Origin of the sequence: Actinoplanes sp. NPDC023801 (genome assembly GCF_040639655.1) — a bacterium.
Taxonomy (GTDB): Bacteria; Actinomycetota; Actinomycetes; order Mycobacteriales; family Micromonosporaceae; genus Actinoplanes.
In genome coordinates, this window is sequence record NZ_JBFAAI010000025.1 from 82,101 (window position 1) to 99,106 (window position 17,006).

Consider the following 17,006-nt stretch of genomic DNA (forward strand, 5'->3'; position numbering starts at 1 on the left):
GAGCTTTGTGATGCGCAGATCCTCTCTCCGTGCCGCACTGGCTGCCGGTGCGGTGGCCGTGCTGGCGGGCATCGGCACCGTCTCGGCCGTGACCGCCGCGGACGCGGCGACAGTGCAGGCGGGAACGCCGTACGTCCTGGTCAACCGCAACAGCGGAAAGGCCCTCGACGTCTACAACCTGGCGACCACCGACGGTGCCGCGATCAACCAGTACACCCGTAACGACGGTGCGTGGCAGCAGTGGAAGTTCCTGGACTCCGGTGGTGGCTGGTATCGGGTGCAGTCGGTGCACAGCGGCAAGGTTCTCGACCTGCCGACCACTGCCGACGGTGTTCAGCTGGTGCAGAACACCGACCGTAACGACGCGCGGCAGCAGTTCCGTCTCGCCGACTCGGCCGGTGGTCATGTGCGGTTGATCAACCGCAACAGTGGCAAGGCCCTCGAGACGTGGGAGTGGTCCACGGCGGACGGCGCCCGGGTGTCGCAGTACCAGGACCTCGACGGCGCCAACCAGCAATGGCAGCTCGTCGCGTTGGGCGGCGCGGCGCGTACGTTCACCAACCCGATCAAGCGCAACGGCCCCGACCCCTGGCTGCAGCACCACAACGGCTACTACTACCTGGCCACCACCACGTGGAACTCGACCATCACCATGCGCCGCGCCACTACGCTGGCCGGCCTGGCCACCGCCGCCGACCAGGTGATCTTCAACCTGGCGGGCCGCCCGAACGGCTGCTGCAACATGTGGGCGCCGGAGTTCCACCTGCTCGACGGCCCCAATGGCAAACGCTGGTACTTCTACTACACCGCCGGGCAGAACGTGTCCGACTACAACCCCACCCAGCGGCTGCACGTCCTCGAATCGGCGGGCACCGACCCGATGGGCCCGTACACCTTCAAAGCGGATCTCGGCAGTGACTGGTCGCTCGACGCCAGCGTGCTCAAGGTCGGCAGCAACCTCTACCTGATGGCCACCTACAACGCCGGCGGCTCCTACGGGCAGTCCAACTTCATCCAGCGACTGTCGAACCCGTGGACGCTCACCGGTTCGCGCGCACGGCTGAGTTCACCGACCCTGTCCTGGGAACGGCAGACCGGAGCGGTCAACGAAGGCCCGGAACCGCTGTACCGCAACGGCAAGGTCATGGTCGTCTACTCCGCCTCGGCATGCTGGGGACCCGACTACAAACTCGGCCTGCTCACCCTCACCGGGACCGACCCCATGAACATGGCGCACTGGACCAAGAGCCCCAACCCGGTGTTCCAGCGCAGCGACGCCAACGGCGTGTTCGCCCCCGGCCACAACGGCTTCTTCAAGAGCCCCGACGGTACGGAGGACTGGATCGTCTACCACGCCAACGACTCCGCCGGCGGCGGCTGTGACATGAACCGGTCCACCCGGGCGCAGAAGTTCACCTGGAACGCCGACGGCACCCCGAACTTCGGCACCCCGGTCCGCCTCGGCACCGTGCTGACGGCTCCCTCCGGAGAATGAGCTGACCACTGGTCCTGCACCGCCTGCCCGGCCCCGCCGCCCGGGCAGGCGGTGCAGGACCACATCCGGCAACGCTGCCCGCCGGGAAGCAATGCGGTCGGGTGTACGGCCGCCTTCGGATTCAGGCCGCCCGATCACGCTTTTTCGGGGGGCATCCGCAGCGTACGATCGCAGCGAAACGACCAAAGATGATTTTGAGCCGCTCCAGACCCTGGCGGCAATGGGTTCCTTTTCCATGCTGCCGTCAGGGGTGTCTACGTGCGTCTGGTCCGGTTCTTCTCCTGTGCTGGGTGGCACCCAAGCGAGCGATCAGGCGCCCGTACCCCGTGGCACACAGGACCGACTCGCCGGTACCTCAAACTCATGAAATCCGCGGCCGGCAGGCGTCCGCACATGAGCTGGCAGCTCCCGCGCGGCGCCCCCGGCATCGGTCGATGCCGGGCATCGACCGCAGTCAGGACTGGCGAGCTGCTGACACCGCTCCCGATCGCCGAGGAGGCTCCCTCGCGCAGCGGTTCCCTCAGATGCGAGCTCGGAGCCGGACACGACAGCGATCATGTCGCGCTCGTCGGCACGACATGCGGCGGGGACCAATGGTGGTGGCTGCGATGGGACGCACAACCCACCGAGGTCGCCGAGGTTGTCCAGATCGATCCGTGTGACGCCGAGCTGCTGGACGACGAATACACGGATCAATGCCACCTACCGCAAGGTCATCTGGGTCCGCACAGCTACGACGTGCCGTCGCCGGACGGGCATCACTGAGCTTCACCGGAGGTCCGGGCTCGAGCGCCTCTTGACTCGCCTGCTCGGCGGCGGTCGCTGACCGATACGGCTCGAGCCGGCCGGCACCAATCCGGCCACCATGACGGGGCGGAAGATCTGCGAGGCGAGCGTCCCGGCCATCACAGGTGGGTTGCGTTCCGCCTGTGGGTGCCGGGAATGCGGAGACCGATGGCCGACGCCCAGAGCCGGGAAAGGTGGTCGATCATCTTCTCCGTGTCGAGGGGCTCGAGCAGCTCGTTGATGATCACGGCGACCTGTTCGACCATGCCGCCGAGTGCGATCGCTGTCAGCCGGGGATCGAGGTCGGCGTCGGCGAGTCCGGCTGCCTGCAGTCGCCGGATGCCCTCGGCGCTGCGGCCGACGTAGAACTCCCGGATCTCCAGGAGCAGGCCGCGGAGGGTGTTGTCGAGGTAGGCGCCGTGCTCGACCATCCGCAGCACTTTCGCGGCCTTGCCGGTCGCGGCCAGGTATCGGCGGTTCGCCTCCACGATGCGCGCGTACGGGTCGTCGAGCGTGTCCGGCACTCGGCTCGCGGCGATCATCTCGTCGGCCGCCGCTTGGACGATCTTGCGCAGCAGGTCGTCCTTGGATTCGAAGTAGGTGTAGAAGGTCCCGTAGGACACGCCGGCTGCCTGGGTGACGGCCTCGGGGGTGAACCCCGCCCAGCCCTGCTCCTCGATGATCTCCCGGCCGGCGGCGACCAGCGCGTCGCGGGTTCGCCGGCCACGGGCGGTCGTCGGTGCCGTAGGCGCGGGGTTCGTTCGAGCGCGTCCCATCAGACATCCTCACCTTACTTGACTACTTTGTCAGAAAGTCTAGTGTGGCGGTCACCCACTGCTCGTCGCGCTCGGCAGCCGCCCGATCGCCCGGACCATCGAGGTGTTGAGGCGAACAATGCGTACGATCCGCATCGGGAACTGCTCGGGCTTCTACGGTGACCGTTTCTCGGCGATGGCCGAGATGCTCGAGGGCGGGCCGCTGGACTACCTCACCGGGGACTACCTGGCCGAACTGACCATGCTCATCCTCGGCAAGGACCGCCGGAAAGACCCGTCGCTCGGCTACGCGAAGACGTTCCTGCGGCAACTCGCCGGCAGTCTGGCGCTGGCCCGGCAACGCGGGGTACGGATCGTGACCAACGCGGGCGGACTCAACCCGGCCGGGCTCGCGGATGCCGTCCGATCCCTGGCGACGGACCAGGGCATCGATGTCGCCGTCGCCCACGTGCAGGGTGACGACCTGACCGGTGAGGCCGCTGCGCACGGCTGGCCGGGAACACTGACCGCGAACGCCTACCTCGGGGCCTTCGGGATCGCCGAAGCCCTCGACGCCGGCGCCGACATCGTCGTCACCGGCCGCGTCACCGACGCGTCGCTGACGCTGGGCCCGGCGATCGCCGAGTTCGGCTGGGGGCGCACGGACTTCGACCGGCTGGCGGCCGGCGTCGTCGCCGGTCACATTCTCGAATGCGGCACCCAGGCCACGGGGGGCAACTTCGCCGGCTTCGCCGCCGTCGACACCAGCCGCCCGCTGGGCTTCCCACTGGCCGAACTCAGCGCCGACGGGACGGCCGTGGTGACCAAACATCCCGGCACCGGCGGGGCGGTCACGGTCGACACGATCACCGCACAACTGGTGTACGAGGTGGCGGGCCCCCACTATGCCAACCCCGACGTGACGGCTCGCCTGGACACCGTCGAGCTGGAGCAGGCCGGACCCGACCGGGTGCGGGTCACGTCGGTACGGGGAGTCGCCCCGCCCCCGACGACGAAGATTGCCCTCAACAGCGCCGGCGGGTGGCGCAACACCGTCGAGTTCGTCCTGACCGGCCTGGACATCGAGGACAAGGAGCGCTGGGTACGTCAGCAGATGACCCGGGCGCTCAGCGTGCGGCCACCGGCGGAGATCGTGTGGGACCTGGCACGTACCGACCATGCCGACCCCGCCACCGAGTCCGCGGCCTCGGCCGTGCTGCGCTGCCACGTCAAGGACCCCGATCCGGCCGTCGTCGGACGCGCGTTCAGCAGTGCCGCCGTCGAACTGGCCCTCGCCTCCTATCCAGGCTTCCACGTGACCGCGCCGCCCGGCCAGGGCACCCCGTTCGGCATCTACCGTGCCGGGTACCTGCCGCAGGAACTGGTGCCGCACGTCGTGATCCGGCCCGACGGCACCGCGGTGGACATCGCGCCGCCGCCGGTCACCGCGGACCCGCCGGAGGAGACGGTCGCCGGCTCCGGCCGTACCCACGAAGGTCCGGAAGTGGCCGTGCCGTTGGGCCGCCTGGTCTTCGCCCGGTCCGGGGACAAGGGCGGAACCGCGAGCGTGGGCGTCTGGATCCCGGCCGGCCATCCCCGGCGCGCCGAGGCGTACGCGTGGCTGCGTGACTGGCTGACGCCGGCCGCGGTCTCCCGGCTTCTTCCGGAGTCGGCGGGACTCGGCATCGACGTCTTCGCGCTGCCGAACCTCGGCGCCGTCAACATCGTGATCGACGGCCTCCTCGGGGACGGTGTCGCCTCCTCCACCCGTTTCGATCCTCAGGCCAAAGCGGTCGGCGAATGGCTGCGTGCCCGTGTGGTGAGTCTGCCCAAGGAGTTCCTGACGTGAAGACCAGCGTGGATCCGACCTCGCCCGGCTACGCCGCCAACCGGGAGGTGATGCTGGAACGCCTCGCCGACCTCGCGGCACAGCAGGCCGTGGCCCTGGCCGGCGGCGGTCCCCAGGCCGTCGAGCGGCATCACCGGCGCGGCAAGCTCACCGCCCGCGAGCGGATCGAATTGCTCATCGACGCCGACTCGCCGTTCCTCGAACTCGGCGTCCTGGCCGGCTGGGGAACCGACTTCACGGTCGGCGGTTCCGTGGTCACCGGTCTGGGTGTCGTCGAGGGCGTCGAGTGCATGATCATCGCCCATGACCCCACCGTGAAGGGCGGCTCGTCCAACCCGGTGACGGTACGGAAGATCTTCCGCGCCGGTCAGATCGCCGCCGAGAACCGGCTGCCCACCATCACCCTCGTGGAGTCCGGGGGAGCGGACCTGCAGACCCAGAAGGACATCTTCATCCCCGGCGGCGCGGTGTTCCGCAACCTCACTGCCGCCAGCGCCGACCGCCGGCCCACCATCGCCCTGGTGTTCGGCAACTCCACGGCCGGTGGTGCCTACGTACCGGGCATGAGCGACTACACCGTCATGGTCAAGGGTGGAGCCAAGGTCTTCCTCGGCGGGCCACCGCTGGTCAAGATGGCCACCGGCGAGGAATCCGACGACGAGTCGCTCGGCGGGGCGGAGATGCACGCCCGTACGTCCGGTCTGGCCGACTACCTGGCCGTCGATGAACGGGACGCACTCCGGATCGGACGTTCCATCGTGCGCCGGCTCAACTGGCGCAAAGCCGGACCCGCACCGCGGACGGACTACGCCGAGCCGTTGCTCGACACCGGCGAACTGCTCGGTATCGTGCCGGCCGACCTCAAGGTCCCGTTCGACCCTCGTGAGGTCATCGGCCGCATCGTCGACGGCAGCGATTTCGACGAGTTCAAACCGCTGTACGGCCCGTCGCTGGTGACCGGCTGGGCGCAGCTGCACGGCTATCCGATCGGCATCCTCGCCAACTCCCAGGGGGTGCTGTTCAGCCAGGAGGCGCAGAAGGCGGCCCAGTTCATCCAGCTGGCCAACCAGAGCGACACTCCGCTGCTGTTCCTGCACAACACCACCGGCTACATGGTGGGTGCCGAGTACGAGCAGGGCGGCATCATCAAACACGGCGCCCAGATGATCAACGCCGTGTCGAACTCGGGAGTCCCGCACCTGTCGGTGGTGATGGGTGCCTCGTACGGGGCCGGCAACTACGGGATGAGCGGCCGCGCGTACGACCCGAGGTTCATGTTCAGCTGGGCCGGCGCCAAGTCGGCGGTGATGGGACCGGCGCAGCTCGCCGGGGTCATCTCCATCGTCTCGCAGCAGGCGGCCGCGGCCCGCGGGCTGCCCTTCGACGAACAGGCCGACGCCACGATGCGCGCCCTGGTCGAGAAGCAGGTAGAGGAACAGTCCCTGGCCTACTTCACCTCCGGCCTGGGCTACGACGACGGGGTGATCGACCCACGTGACACCCGCACGATCCTCGGTATCTGCCTGTCGGCGATCCACAGCGCGCCGGTGGCCGGCACCCGTGGCTACGGCGTCTTCCGCCTGTGAACCCGCCCTGTCCGGCCTGTCGCATCCGTCTTCACCGGGAGATCCGTTGATTCGCAAGATTCTGGTCGCCAACCGCGGAGAGATCGCGCGCCGGGTGTTCCGTACCTGCCGGACGCTCGGCATCGCGACCGTGGCCGTCCATTCCGACGCCGATGCCGCAGCCCCGTTCGTCACCGACGCCGACACGGCGATCCGGCTGCCGGGCAACGCGCCGGCCGAGACCTACCTGCGCGGCGACCTGATCATCGAGGCGGCACGCGTGGCGGGCGCCGACGCCATTCATCCCGGGTACGGCTTCCTCTCCGAGAACGCCGCCTTCGCCCGCTCCGTCGAGGCGGCCGGACTCACCTGGATCGGCCCGGCGCCCGCATCGATCGAGACGATGGGCAGCAAGATCGGCGCCAAACGCATCATGGCCGCGGCCGGGGTGCCGGTCCTCGACGTCGACCTCGCCACCGTCACCGCGTCGGCCCTGCCGCTGCTGGTCAAGGCATCGGCGGGCGGGGGAGGCCGCGGCATGCGGATCGTGGACTCACTCGACCGGCTCGCCGGGCAGATCGCGCACGCCGAGGCGGAGGCGGCCTCCGCGTTCGGCGACGGCACCGTCTTCGTCGAGCCGTACCTGCCGACCGCACGGCACGTCGAGGTGCAGGTACTCGCCGACACCCACGGCACCGTCTGGGTGCTGGGCGACCGGGACTGCTCCATCCAGCGCCGCCATCAGAAGGTGGTCGAGGAGGCGCCCGCACCGCACCTGCCCGACGAGACCCGTACCGCGTTGCACGCCTTCGCCCGGGCCGCCGCCGAGGCGGTGGGATACCGCGGAGCGGGAACGGTCGAATTCCTCGTCGACCGGGACCGGATCTTCTTCCTCGAGATGAACACCCGCCTGCAGGTCGAACACCCGGTCACCGAATGTGTCACCGGCCTCGACCTGGTCGCGCTCCAGATCGCCGTCGCCGAAGGCAGGCCGCTGCCCGGCCGGGCGCCCGCGATCTCGGGCCACGCGATCGAGGTGCGGCTCTACGCCGAGGACCCGGCCGCCGGATTCGCCCCGCAGACCGGCCGCATCCGCACCTTCGACATTCCCGAACATCCGGGCGTACGGGTCGACTCCGCCGTCGAGGCGGGCAGCGAGGTCGGTGTCCACTACGACGCCATGCTCGCCAAGATCATCGCGTACGCCGACGACCGCGACACCGCGATCCGGATGCTCGGCGACACCCTGCGCCGGGGACGGCTGCACGGCATCACCACCAACCTCGACCTGCTCCGAGCCGTGATCGCCGACGAGGAATTCGTGGCCGGGCGGATGCACACCACCCTGCTCGACGAACGCCTCGACCTCTGGAACGGCGGCGGCGATCCACGCCGGCTCGCCAAGGCCGCCCTCGCCGCCGCCCTCGGACAGGCCACCCGGGCCGCCGCGGCGGCGCCGGTGCTCAGCCGGATCCCCGCCGCGTGGCGCAACGCCGCCGGCAAGCCCCGGCAGCGCACCTACCGGCGCGGGCCGGAGCAGTACGCCGTGACCTACACCTCGACCGGCCATCGGCTGGTGTCGGACTTCGTGGCCGGTGTCAGCGTCATCGGCGTACGGGGCGACCAGGTCGTGCTGAGCGACGGCCCGGTCCGGGAGACCTACCGGGTCACCGGCGCCGGAACATCGGTCGACGTCGACGGCCCGTACGGCTCCGTCAGTTTCGAGCTGGTCCCGGCCTTCGTCGATCCGGCCGAGACGATCGCCGAGGGTTCCCTGCTGGCGCCGATGCCGGCGGCGATCACCGCGGTCGCCGTCGACGTGGGCGCCGTGGTCGGCAAGGGCGACCCCATCGTCGTCCTGGAAGCCATGAAGATGCAGCACACCGTCACCGCGCCCACCGACGGAACCGTCACCGCGCTCACCGCGAGCGTGGGCCGGCAGGTCGTCGCGGGCACCGTGCTCGCCGTCATCGAGGAGAACCGTTGAGCAGCTTCGTCGAATCCCCGGAGCGCCGCGACCTGCGCACCGCGGTCCACCAGCTCGGACGTAAGTACGGCGAGTCGTACTTCTACGCGGCCGCGGCCCGTGGCGCCAAGACCACCGAACTCTGGGACGAGGCCGCCAAGGCCGGTTACCTGGGAGTCTCGATTCCCCAGGAGTACGGCGGGGGCGGCGGCGACATCGGTGACCTCGCCGCGGTCGTGGAAGAACTGGCGACCGCCGGCTGTCCACTGCTCCTGCTCGTCGTCTCGCCGGCCATCGTCGGCACGATAATCGCCCGCTCCGGCACCGAGGAACAGAAGCAACGCTGGCTGCCCGGTCTGGCCACCGGCGAGTCGCGCTACGCCTTCGGCATCACCGAACCGGATGCCGGCTCGAACTCCCACCAGATCACCACCCGGGCCCGCCGGGATGGCAGCGACTGGGTGCTGAACGGCCGCAAGACCTACATCAGCGGGGTCGACGAGGCCGGTCACGTACTCGTCGTCGGCCGTACCGAGGACGCGCGTACCGGCAAACTCAAACCCGCGCTGTTCATGGTGCCCACCGACGCGCCAGGATTCGCCCGTCAGCCGATCGAGACCGGCCTCGTCTCACCCGAGAAGCAGTTCAGCCTCTTCCTCGACGACGTCCGGCTGCCCGCCGACGCCCTCGTGGGCCGGGAGGACGCCGGTCTCGACCAACTGTTCGCCGGCCTCAACCCGGAACGGATCATGGCGGCGTCGCAGGCCACCGGCACCGCACGATGGGCACTGCGCAAGGCCGTCGGCTACGCGAGCCAGCGCGAGGTCTGGGGCGCCCCCATCGGCACGCACCAGGCGATCGCCCATCCGCTGGCCCAGATCCACGTCGAGATCGAGGCGGCGCGCCTGCTGACGCAGAAGGCCGCGGCCCTCGACGCGGCCGGTGACCTGCAGGCGGCCGGGGAGGCGGCGAACATGGCCAAGTACGCCGCGGGGGAGGTGGCCTGCAAGGCGGTCGACCAGGCGATCCAGACCCACGGTGGCAACGGGCTGGCGGTCGAGTACGGACTCGTGCAGGCCCTCGCCAATGTACGGCTCTCCCGGATCGCGCCGGTCAGCCGCGAGATGGCGCTCAACTTCGTCGCGCAGTTCTCCCTCAAGCTTCCGCGTTCGTACTGACAGGGGTGTCCCGCGCATGACCACGGAACTCGTCCACCTGACCGCCGCCGGCGGCATCGCCACGATCACGCTGGACAGTCCGCACAACCGCAATGCGCTGAGCAGGCAGCTGATGACCGAGCTCGGCGCCTGCCTGGCGACTGCCGGGCGGGATCCTGACGTCCGTGTCGTACTGGTGCGGTCCGGCGGCCCGGTGTTCTGCGCGGGTGCCGATCTCAGCGAGGCGCGACAGGGCCTGAGCAGTGACGGGCCGCGCGAGATCGTCCGCATTCAGCGGCAGATCGCCATCCTGCCCAAGCCGGTCGTCGTCGAGCTGGCCGGCCCGGTCCGCGCCGGAGGCCTGGGCCTGGTCGGTGCGGCCGACATCGTGATCGCGGCCGGTTCGGTCACGTTCGCGCTCACCGAGGTCCGCCTCGGGCTCGCCCCCTCCGTCATCTCGCTGAGCCTGCTGTCCCGGCTGGCACCCCGCGCGGCGGCCGACGTCTTCCTTTCCGGCCGGACGTTCGACGCCTCCGAGGCTGCCGCCATCGGCCTGGTAACCCGCTGCGTGCCGGACGACGAACTGGCCGCCGCCGTCGCCGGGACCCTCACCGAACTGGTCAAGGGCAGCCCGCAGGGGCTCGCCGAAACCAAGCGGCTGCTCACCGGCGACCTCGTCAGCCGCATCGACCGGGACGGGGAGGAAGCCGCGCAACGGTCGGCCGAGCTCTTCGCCAGCCCGGAAGCCCAGCAAGCGATGCAGGCCTTCCTGACTCGCAAGAAGCCGGCATAGGCGCGGCGCCTGCACCTCGCCGGCTTCCCCGCCGGTCCGTTCCGCATACAGCCTGTTCGCATGTCGCACCGCGATGCCCGGTCGCACCGCGATGCCCGGTCGCACCGCGATGCCCCGTCGCACCGCGACGCCCCGTCGCACCGCGACGCCCCGTCGCACCGCGACGCCCCGTCACACCGCGATGCCGAAGGTCCCGGCGCCGGGCTCGAACCGGCTGCGCGCTCTGAACGTGGACGACGCCGGCGGGCAGGGGCCCTCGTCCGGGGCGTCCGAGAGGGGCAGCACCCGGGGAACCTCCCGCATCATCCGCTCGCGCAACGAGTCACGAAGGGCGTCCGCCACCCCGTTGAGCCGCTCGATCTCCGCGAGAGTGGCGTCGCGATCACCGGCGAGCCTGCCGATCGCGTCGAGATGTCGTGCCCGGGCGTCGCTGTCGATGGTCGAGGCCTGCAAGTGAGCCTCGCTGGTGATCTTGTCGGCTGTCGCGCGAGCCGTACTGAGCAGCGCGTCAGCCTCACGCTCAGCGTTGCGGACGTGGGAGTCGGCGAACCGCTGCGCCAGGGCGACGAACTCGCCGGGCCCGGAAGCCGGCGATGTCCTGCCCTGCCTCGCCTCCCGGGCATGCGCCAACTCGGTCCGGAGGTCACGAGTGTGCTGGTCGATTCCCGCCAGCTCCCTCGTGAGCCGGCCCAGGCGCGCCATGAGGTCGTCGACCGAAGGACCGCAGTGCCGAGCCTGCGCGCGCAGCTCCCGGTTCTCCGATTGCAGGCGGGTGAACTCCCGCTCCGCCTCGGTCAGAAAGGCGTCGACCTCGTCCCCGTCGTAGCTTCGCCGGTGCGAGGCCGCGGCCGTGAACACCACGTCCCGAATATGTGCCGAAGTAAACGAAGATTTCTTTTTCGTGGGCCCGGGCGCGGATGCCTTCACCATGCCGTTCCCAGCGTCGGCAACACGTGCGGACATACCGATACGGCGGTTTTGGATCGCTCGTCGTGGTCGGCTCTCGGCCTCACTGTTGTGGCTCCCGGATCGTATTCATAAAGGTCGTCATGTCCCTGTTGTGTGACGTCGCCGAGTGAGTCGACGGGGGCGCCGTCCCGGCCACCTTCAGGACCTTCAGCAGGCAGTACGCGGCGGACTGAGCTTCGGATCAACGATTGCGGCAGATCTGCCGTGCTGGGTGCGGCAGCGACGCAATCTCGACGGCGATCTCATTTACGGACAGGTTTATTTCCTGTAGTTGTCCCACCTGGGCCATCGGCCGTGACGTAATAAGGAGCCGCTGCGGCGATCGACAATGCGAGGCGATGGCATTCGCGGGCGACCGTTCGATACCGATCAAGACGCCCGCCGACGTGCTCCGTATGGACTACTGCACCGGGCGAGGCCGCGCCGGGACTCTGGGGGCGAACGGTGCTGCCACGACGGTCGGCGCGGGAAGCGAATCATCCGTACCGGAGCATTCGCAGTGAGATGAATCGCTGCCGGTGTCCTGCCGGTCACGGTAGATTGCCCGGCAGGTGTGCCGGGAAGCCTGGTCGGCGATGTCATCGTCGTGCGCTGCTGAAGGAGACCTGTGACCGGAACACCGCCTCGCCCGGCCCGTCCACTGTTCAGCCGGGGCTCCTGGCCGGAAGTCAGCCGCATCGGCGACATTCTGCGCACTGAGACCGTCGGGGGCGCCCTACTGCTCGGTGCCGCGGTGCTGGCGCTGGTGTGGGCCAACTCGCCGTGGTCTGCGGCGTACCAGGATCTTGTCGCCTTCAAGGTCGGCCCGCACGCCCTGCATCTGGATCTGACCCTGGCGCAGTGGGCGGCGGACGGACTGCTGGCGATCTTCTTCTTCGTGGCCGGTCTGGAGCTGAAACGCGAGTTCGTCGCCGGTGACCTCCGCGATCCGCGGCGGGCGGTGATGCCGGTCGCGGCCGCGCTGGGGGGCATGGTCGCCCCGGCGCTGATCTACGTCGCGATCAACGCGGGTACGGCAGGCGGCGCGTTGTCCGGCTGGGCGGTGCCGACCGCCACCGACATCGCGTTCGCGCTGGCCGTGCTTGCGGTGATCTCCACGCATCTGCCGTCCGCGTTGCGAACGTTCCTGCTGACCCTGGCCGTGGTCGACGACCTTCTCGCCATTCTGATCATCGCCGTCTTCTACACCAGTTCCCTGCAGGTGTTGCCGCTGCTGGCAGCGCTGGTCCCGCTCGGGCTGTTCGCGGTGCTGGTGCAACGCCGGGTGCGCTCGCCGTGGCTGCTGCTGCCGCTTGCGGCGTTGACCTGGGGCCTGGTGCACGCCTCCGGGATCCACGCCACGGTCGCCGGTGTGCTGCTGGGGTTCATGGTTCCGGTGCTGCGCCGTGACCACCGATCCGGGCCGGGACTGGCAGAGCGGTTCGAGCACCGGTGGCGGCCGTTGTCGGCCGGGTTCGCGGTGCCGGTCTTCGCGTTCTTCGCCGCCGGTGTCTCCGTGGCCGGCGCCGGTGGTATCGGGGCGGCGTTGCGGGATCCGGTCACGATCGGCATCGTCGCCGGCCTGGTCGTCGGCAAGACCGTCGGCGTGCTCGGGGCGACGTGGCTGGTCCAGCGGTTCTCCCGAGCTTCCCTCGGCGACGGCGTGTCCTGGTGGGATGTGCTCGGTCTGTCGTTGCTGGCGGGCATCGGGTTCACCGTGTCGCTGCTGATCGGTGAGCTCGCCTTCGGCGTAGGCAGCGAGAAGGACGAACACGCTCGCCTCGGCATCCTGGCCGGGTCGCTGATCGCCGCGGTGCTGGCCACCCTCGTGCTGCGGGCCCGCAACCGCCACTACCGGCTGATCTGCGCGGCCGAGGAGGTCGACGCCGACGCCGACGGCGTTCCCGACGTCTACGAGCGGGACATGGAGGAACGCTGATCTCCGCCGGGCACTGTCGCTTACGGAGCTGACAGGCGTACGGTGGGGACAGGTGTGCCGGGAAGTCTGGTCGGCGGTCATATCCGTACGACCGTGAAGGACTCCCGTGATGAGCGAGATCGCGCTGCGCGCTGCCGGCCTGACCAAACGGTATGGGCGGTTCACCGCCCTCGACGACCTGTCCCTCGAGGTGACCGCGGGTGAGGTGTTCGGGTTCCTGGTTCCGAACGGCGCCGGTAAGTCCACCACCATCCGCCTCCTGCTCGGCCTGGCCCGCCCCACCGCGGGCCGGGCATGGGTGTTCGGCGTCGGTGCCGCGGACGTGGCACGCGCGCACCGGCTGCTGGCGTACGTACCGGCGGATGTCGCGTTGTGGCCCCAGCTGACCGGTGCGGAGATCCTGCACCTGCAGGCGTCCACCGGCCCCGGCGTCGACGCGGCCTACCGCGCGGAACTCGTCGAACGGTTCGCCCTCGACGCGTCGAAGCCGGCCCGCACCTACTCGACGGGGAACAGGCAGAAGGTCGCGCTGATCGCCGCGTTCGCCACCCGGGCTCCACTGCTGGTGCTGGACGAGCCGACCAGCGGCCTGGACCCGCTCATGGAACGCGAGTTCCGCACCGCCGTCGCCGTGGCCCGCGACCGGGGACAGACCGTCTTCCTCAGCTCGCATCAGCTGGCCGAGGTGGAGGCGGTGTGCGACCGGGTCGCGATCATGCGGTCGGGCCGGCTGATCCAGGTGGCGCCGATCCATGAGTTGCGAGGCCTGCATCGCTCCGAGGTCACCCTCACCTACACCGGAACACCACCGGTCCTGGCTACGGTCGCCGGTGTCAGCCAGGTGCAGACGGCGGGGGAGGGGCGTCTGCGGTTCACGTTGACCGGGCCACCTTCGGCGGCGCTTCAAGCGCTGGCGGCAGCCGACATCACCGGCCTGGCGGTACGGGAACCGAGCCTGGAGGAGATCTTCCTCGACTACTACGGCACCGGCAGCACCCGATGACCGCCACGACAGCGACCACTGTCACCGGCACGGCGCTCTCCGCCGGTCCGCCATGGATGATGACCCGGCTGGCGCTACGGCAGGTCCGCCGGGGCGCTCTGATCGTCATCGCTCTGGCCGCGGGCATGCCGGCTCTGGTCGCGGCCACCTACGCCGGTGTCATGGCCGACCCGGCCGCCGCCGGCAGCCTGCAGTCCCTGGCCGGGAACCCGGCGATTCGTACCCTGTTCGGCGAGCCGGTCGCGCTGGACCAGGCGGGCGGGTTCACCGTCTGGCGGGTCGGCACGGTCGTGGCCGTCCTGCTCGGTGCGTGGGCGATCCTGGCCACCAACGGCATCACCCGTGGTGAGGAGGACGCCGGCCGCTGGGATGTGCTGCTCGCCGGCCGGATCACCCTACGCACGGCCGTGGCGCGGCACGTCATGATCGTCATGGCCGTCGCGTCCGCCGCCGGAAGCGGAGTCAGCGCGGTGCTGCTGGCCGCCGGCACCGCACCGGCCGGAGCACTGATCCACGGGGCGGGGATCGGTGTGCTCGGAATGTACTTCGCCGCCGTGGCAGGCCTCGCCGCCCAGGTGTTTCCCGCCCGGCCGACGGCGACCGGGGCCGCGGTCGCGGTACTCGGCGTCGGACTGCTGACGCGGATGATCGGCGACGGCGTCACCGACCTCAGCTGGCTGCGGTGGCTGTCCCCGTTCGGGTTGCTCGCGCTCAGCAGCCCGTACCACCAGGACCGGATCCTGCCTCTGCTGGTCCTGCTCGCCGCCACACTGCTGGTGGCCACCGCCATGCTGGCGGCAGCCGGCCGGCGTGACGTGCGCGGCGGGCTGGTGGCGGCGAGCCCGAGCCGGCCGCCCCGGCTCCGGCTGCTCGGAAGCGTCGAGATGTTCGCCCTCCGCCGCCTGCTACGCCCTCTGTCGGGATGGGCCCTCGGGATCGGCGCCTACTACTTGCTGATCGGCATGACCGCTGTGTCGGTCACCGACTTCCTCGCCGGCGATCCCGCCCTGGCCGACGGGGCCGCCGAAGCCGGCTTCGGCGACATCGGCGCGGTCAAAGGGTTCACCGCGACCCTCTTCGCGATCCTTGCGCTTCCCGTCGGCGGGTTCACGGCGGTCCGGATGGCGGCCTTCGTCGCCGCCGAAACCGACCGCCGGTTGACGATGCTGGCGGCCCAGCCGGTCGGCAGGCTACGCCCGCTGGGCGCTGAGATGCTGGTGACAGCCGCCGGTGCCGTCGTCCTCGTCACGGTCGCCGGCGTGGTCACCTGGTGCGGAGTCGTCGTGGCCGGCGGCGACCTCAGCCTTCTCGCCGCCGTACAGGGCGCCTGGAATCCACTGCCCATCATCTTTCTCAGCCTCGCCGCGGCGGCTCTTGCCGTCGGCTGGGCGCCCCGAGCCGTCGCCGTCGTGGGCTCACTGCCCGCGACCGGCGGGTTCCTGCTGCTGGTGATCGCCGAGAGTGTCGACGCGCCGGACCGGGTGCGTGACGTCTCACCTTTCGCGCATCTCGCGCCGGTTCCCCTGCAGAACGCCGACTGGCCCGCGACGGCCGTCATGACGGGACTCGCCGTCGTCATGGCCGCCGCCGCGGCGGCGGGCTACCGCAGGCGTGACCTTTGCGTGTGACGGGCGGACATTTGTTGCCTATGCAACCCAGTTGCACCCGCCGGACTGATCAGCAGGCGCAGCGGCCGAACGATCATTGAGGGCTGTGCGAGACCGTTGTACTCCGAACCGTTCGCGGGCTGCGGCCCTCGTGGCGGCTGTCCTGGCGGGTGGCATCTGTCTCTCCGCCGTGCCCTCGCACGCGGCGGTGGCCGCAGCGCCGGAGCCGCAACTGACCGTCGAAGCACAGGCCGGAATCCTCGCGGGGAACGTGCTTGGAACCGGCACGGCCGCGGAGGCGTACCAGAACCGGCTCAACGGCGCGTTGCAGAAGATGCTCGACGCGGTGGTCGGCCCCGGCCGTGCCGTGGTCACCACCGTCGCGGAGCTCGATCTGGACCAGGTCGAGACCGTCAGCACCACCTACGCTCGGGACCCGGCGGCGGGCGCGCTGTCGGAGCGGCTCAGCAGCAGGTCCTACACCGGCGGCGACGGCAGCACCCGCTATCGGAGCAGCAGCACGGTACGTACCAACGCACTCGATTCTGTTCGCGAGACCCGCCGTAACGCCCCCGGCAAGGTCAAGAGGCTGAACGTCGCCGTGCTCGTCGACGCCACCGCGGGCCGGGACATCGACCTGGCCCAGTTGGAGGAATTCGTCAGCGTGGCGGCCGGTGTCGAAACCGGTCGCGGTGACACGGTCGCGGTCGCCGCGATGCCGATGCAGCCGGTCGCGGCGGACACCGCGACGAACACCCCCGCGGAATCCGGTACGGCCTTGGCATCCGGCGCCGTGCCGGCCCTGTTCGCCGGCGCGGTGGCCCTTCTCGTTCTGATCATGGTGGCGGCTGCCCGGCGCTACCGGAGGCGCGAGACGCGGACGGCGGTGCAGCGCGCTCACCTGCCCCGGGTTCTCGCCGCGATGGAAGAGCACCGCCCGGTCGTGGCCACCGCCGCTGTCGCCGTTCCGGGGCCCGGCGAAGGCCGCCCCGACGGCGTCGAGCGGCAGCGCCAGATCGGGCAGCTCGCCGGTCACGACCCCGGACAGGCCGCGGCCGTGCTCCGAGGCTGGACCGACTCCGGCCGGTGACGCGACGCAGACCAGGCAGGACGCGAGGAAGCGCCGCGGCACCCGTCGGCCGG

13 protein-coding genes are annotated in these 17,006 nt (G+C 70.2%); 11 read left to right on the top strand and 2 right to left on the bottom strand.

The features are described 5' to 3' along the window. The first annotated feature begins 10 nt into the window (after nucleotides 1-10). Both AB0G04_RS33300 and AB0G04_RS33305 read left to right on the top strand, forming a co-directional pair. Nucleotides 11-1,495: a family 43 glycosylhydrolase gene (locus tag AB0G04_RS33300; protein ID WP_360990999.1), complete on the top strand. Its 1,485-nt coding sequence runs from the start codon at nucleotides 11-13 to the stop codon at nucleotides 1,493-1,495. Between the two features lie 363 nt (nucleotides 1,496-1,858). Next, complete coding sequence (locus AB0G04_RS33305; protein WP_360991002.1) at nucleotides 1,859-2,260, top strand: hypothetical protein; 402 nt, start codon at nucleotides 1,859-1,861, stop codon at nucleotides 2,258-2,260. A gap of 140 nt (nucleotides 2,261-2,400) precedes the next feature. Here AB0G04_RS33305 and AB0G04_RS33310 read toward each other — a convergent pair whose 3' ends face one another. Continuing rightward, complete coding sequence (locus tag AB0G04_RS33310) at nucleotides 2,401-3,057, bottom strand: TetR/AcrR family transcriptional regulator (RefSeq protein ID WP_360991004.1); 657 nt, start codon at nucleotides 3,055-3,057, stop codon at nucleotides 2,401-2,403. A gap of 118 nt (nucleotides 3,058-3,175) precedes the next feature. Here AB0G04_RS33310 and AB0G04_RS33315 point away from each other — a divergent pair, with 118 nt between their 5' ends. Genes AB0G04_RS33315 through AB0G04_RS33335 form a run of 5 tightly spaced genes read left to right on the top strand, consistent with a single transcriptional unit; the run spans nucleotide 3,176 to nucleotide 10,366 of the window. Continuing rightward, the gene (locus tag AB0G04_RS33315; RefSeq protein ID WP_360991007.1) at nucleotides 3,176-4,885 is read left to right on the top strand and encodes an acyclic terpene utilization AtuA family protein; all 1,710 of its coding nucleotides are present in this window, start codon (nucleotides 3,176-3,178) and stop codon (nucleotides 4,883-4,885) included. Then, nucleotides 4,837-6,471 (top strand): carboxyl transferase domain-containing protein, encoded by a 1,635-nt coding sequence (locus AB0G04_RS33320; RefSeq protein ID WP_360991009.1) that lies wholly within the window; start codon nucleotides 4,837-4,839, stop codon nucleotides 6,469-6,471. Before AB0G04_RS33315 ends, AB0G04_RS33320 begins: the two co-directional genes overlap by 49 nt. Before the next feature lie 46 nt (nucleotides 6,472-6,517). Then, nucleotides 6,518-8,437: a biotin carboxylase N-terminal domain-containing protein gene (locus tag AB0G04_RS33325; protein WP_360991011.1), complete on the top strand. Its 1,920-nt coding sequence runs from the start codon at nucleotides 6,518-6,520 to the stop codon at nucleotides 8,435-8,437. Next, nucleotides 8,434-9,594: an acyl-CoA dehydrogenase family protein gene (locus tag AB0G04_RS33330; protein WP_360991013.1), complete on the top strand. Its 1,161-nt coding sequence runs from the start codon at nucleotides 8,434-8,436 to the stop codon at nucleotides 9,592-9,594. The genes AB0G04_RS33325 and AB0G04_RS33330 overlap by 4 nt, the downstream gene beginning before the upstream one ends. A 16-nt stretch (nucleotides 9,595-9,610) precedes the next feature. Beyond that, entirely contained in the window at nucleotides 9,611-10,366 is a 756-nt protein-coding gene (locus AB0G04_RS33335) for an enoyl-CoA hydratase family protein (protein WP_360991016.1), read from the top strand. Nucleotides 10,367-10,537: 171 nt separating this feature from the next. Here the strand turns inward: AB0G04_RS33335 and AB0G04_RS33340 are convergent, their stop codons facing one another. Beyond that, on the bottom strand, nucleotides 10,538-11,227 hold the full coding sequence (locus tag AB0G04_RS33340) for a hypothetical protein (protein ID WP_360991019.1): 690 nt from the start codon (nucleotides 11,225-11,227) through the stop codon (nucleotides 10,538-10,540). 715 nt (nucleotides 11,228-11,942) lie between these two features. Between AB0G04_RS33340 and nhaA the strand changes: the two genes are divergently transcribed. The 4 genes from nhaA to AB0G04_RS33360 all read left to right on the top strand — a co-directional run bounded on the left by nhaA (nucleotide 11,943) and on the right by AB0G04_RS33360 (nucleotide 16,953). After that, nucleotides 11,943-13,253: a Na+/H+ antiporter NhaA gene (nhaA, locus tag AB0G04_RS33345; protein ID WP_360991022.1), complete on the top strand. Its 1,311-nt coding sequence runs from the start codon at nucleotides 11,943-11,945 to the stop codon at nucleotides 13,251-13,253. Between the two features lie 109 nt (nucleotides 13,254-13,362). After that, entirely contained in the window at nucleotides 13,363-14,256 is an 894-nt protein-coding gene (locus AB0G04_RS33350; protein ID WP_360991024.1) for an ABC transporter ATP-binding protein, read from the top strand. Continuing rightward, entirely contained in the window at nucleotides 14,253-15,884 is a 1,632-nt protein-coding gene (locus AB0G04_RS33355; protein WP_360991026.1) for a hypothetical protein, read from the top strand. The genes AB0G04_RS33350 and AB0G04_RS33355 overlap by 4 nt, the downstream gene beginning before the upstream one ends. 130 nt (nucleotides 15,885-16,014) lie before the next feature. Next, nucleotides 16,015-16,953: a flagellar M-ring protein FliF C-terminal domain-containing protein gene (locus AB0G04_RS33360; protein ID WP_360991028.1), complete on the top strand. Its 939-nt coding sequence runs from the start codon at nucleotides 16,015-16,017 to the stop codon at nucleotides 16,951-16,953. Nucleotides 16,954-17,006 lie beyond the last annotated feature (53 nt).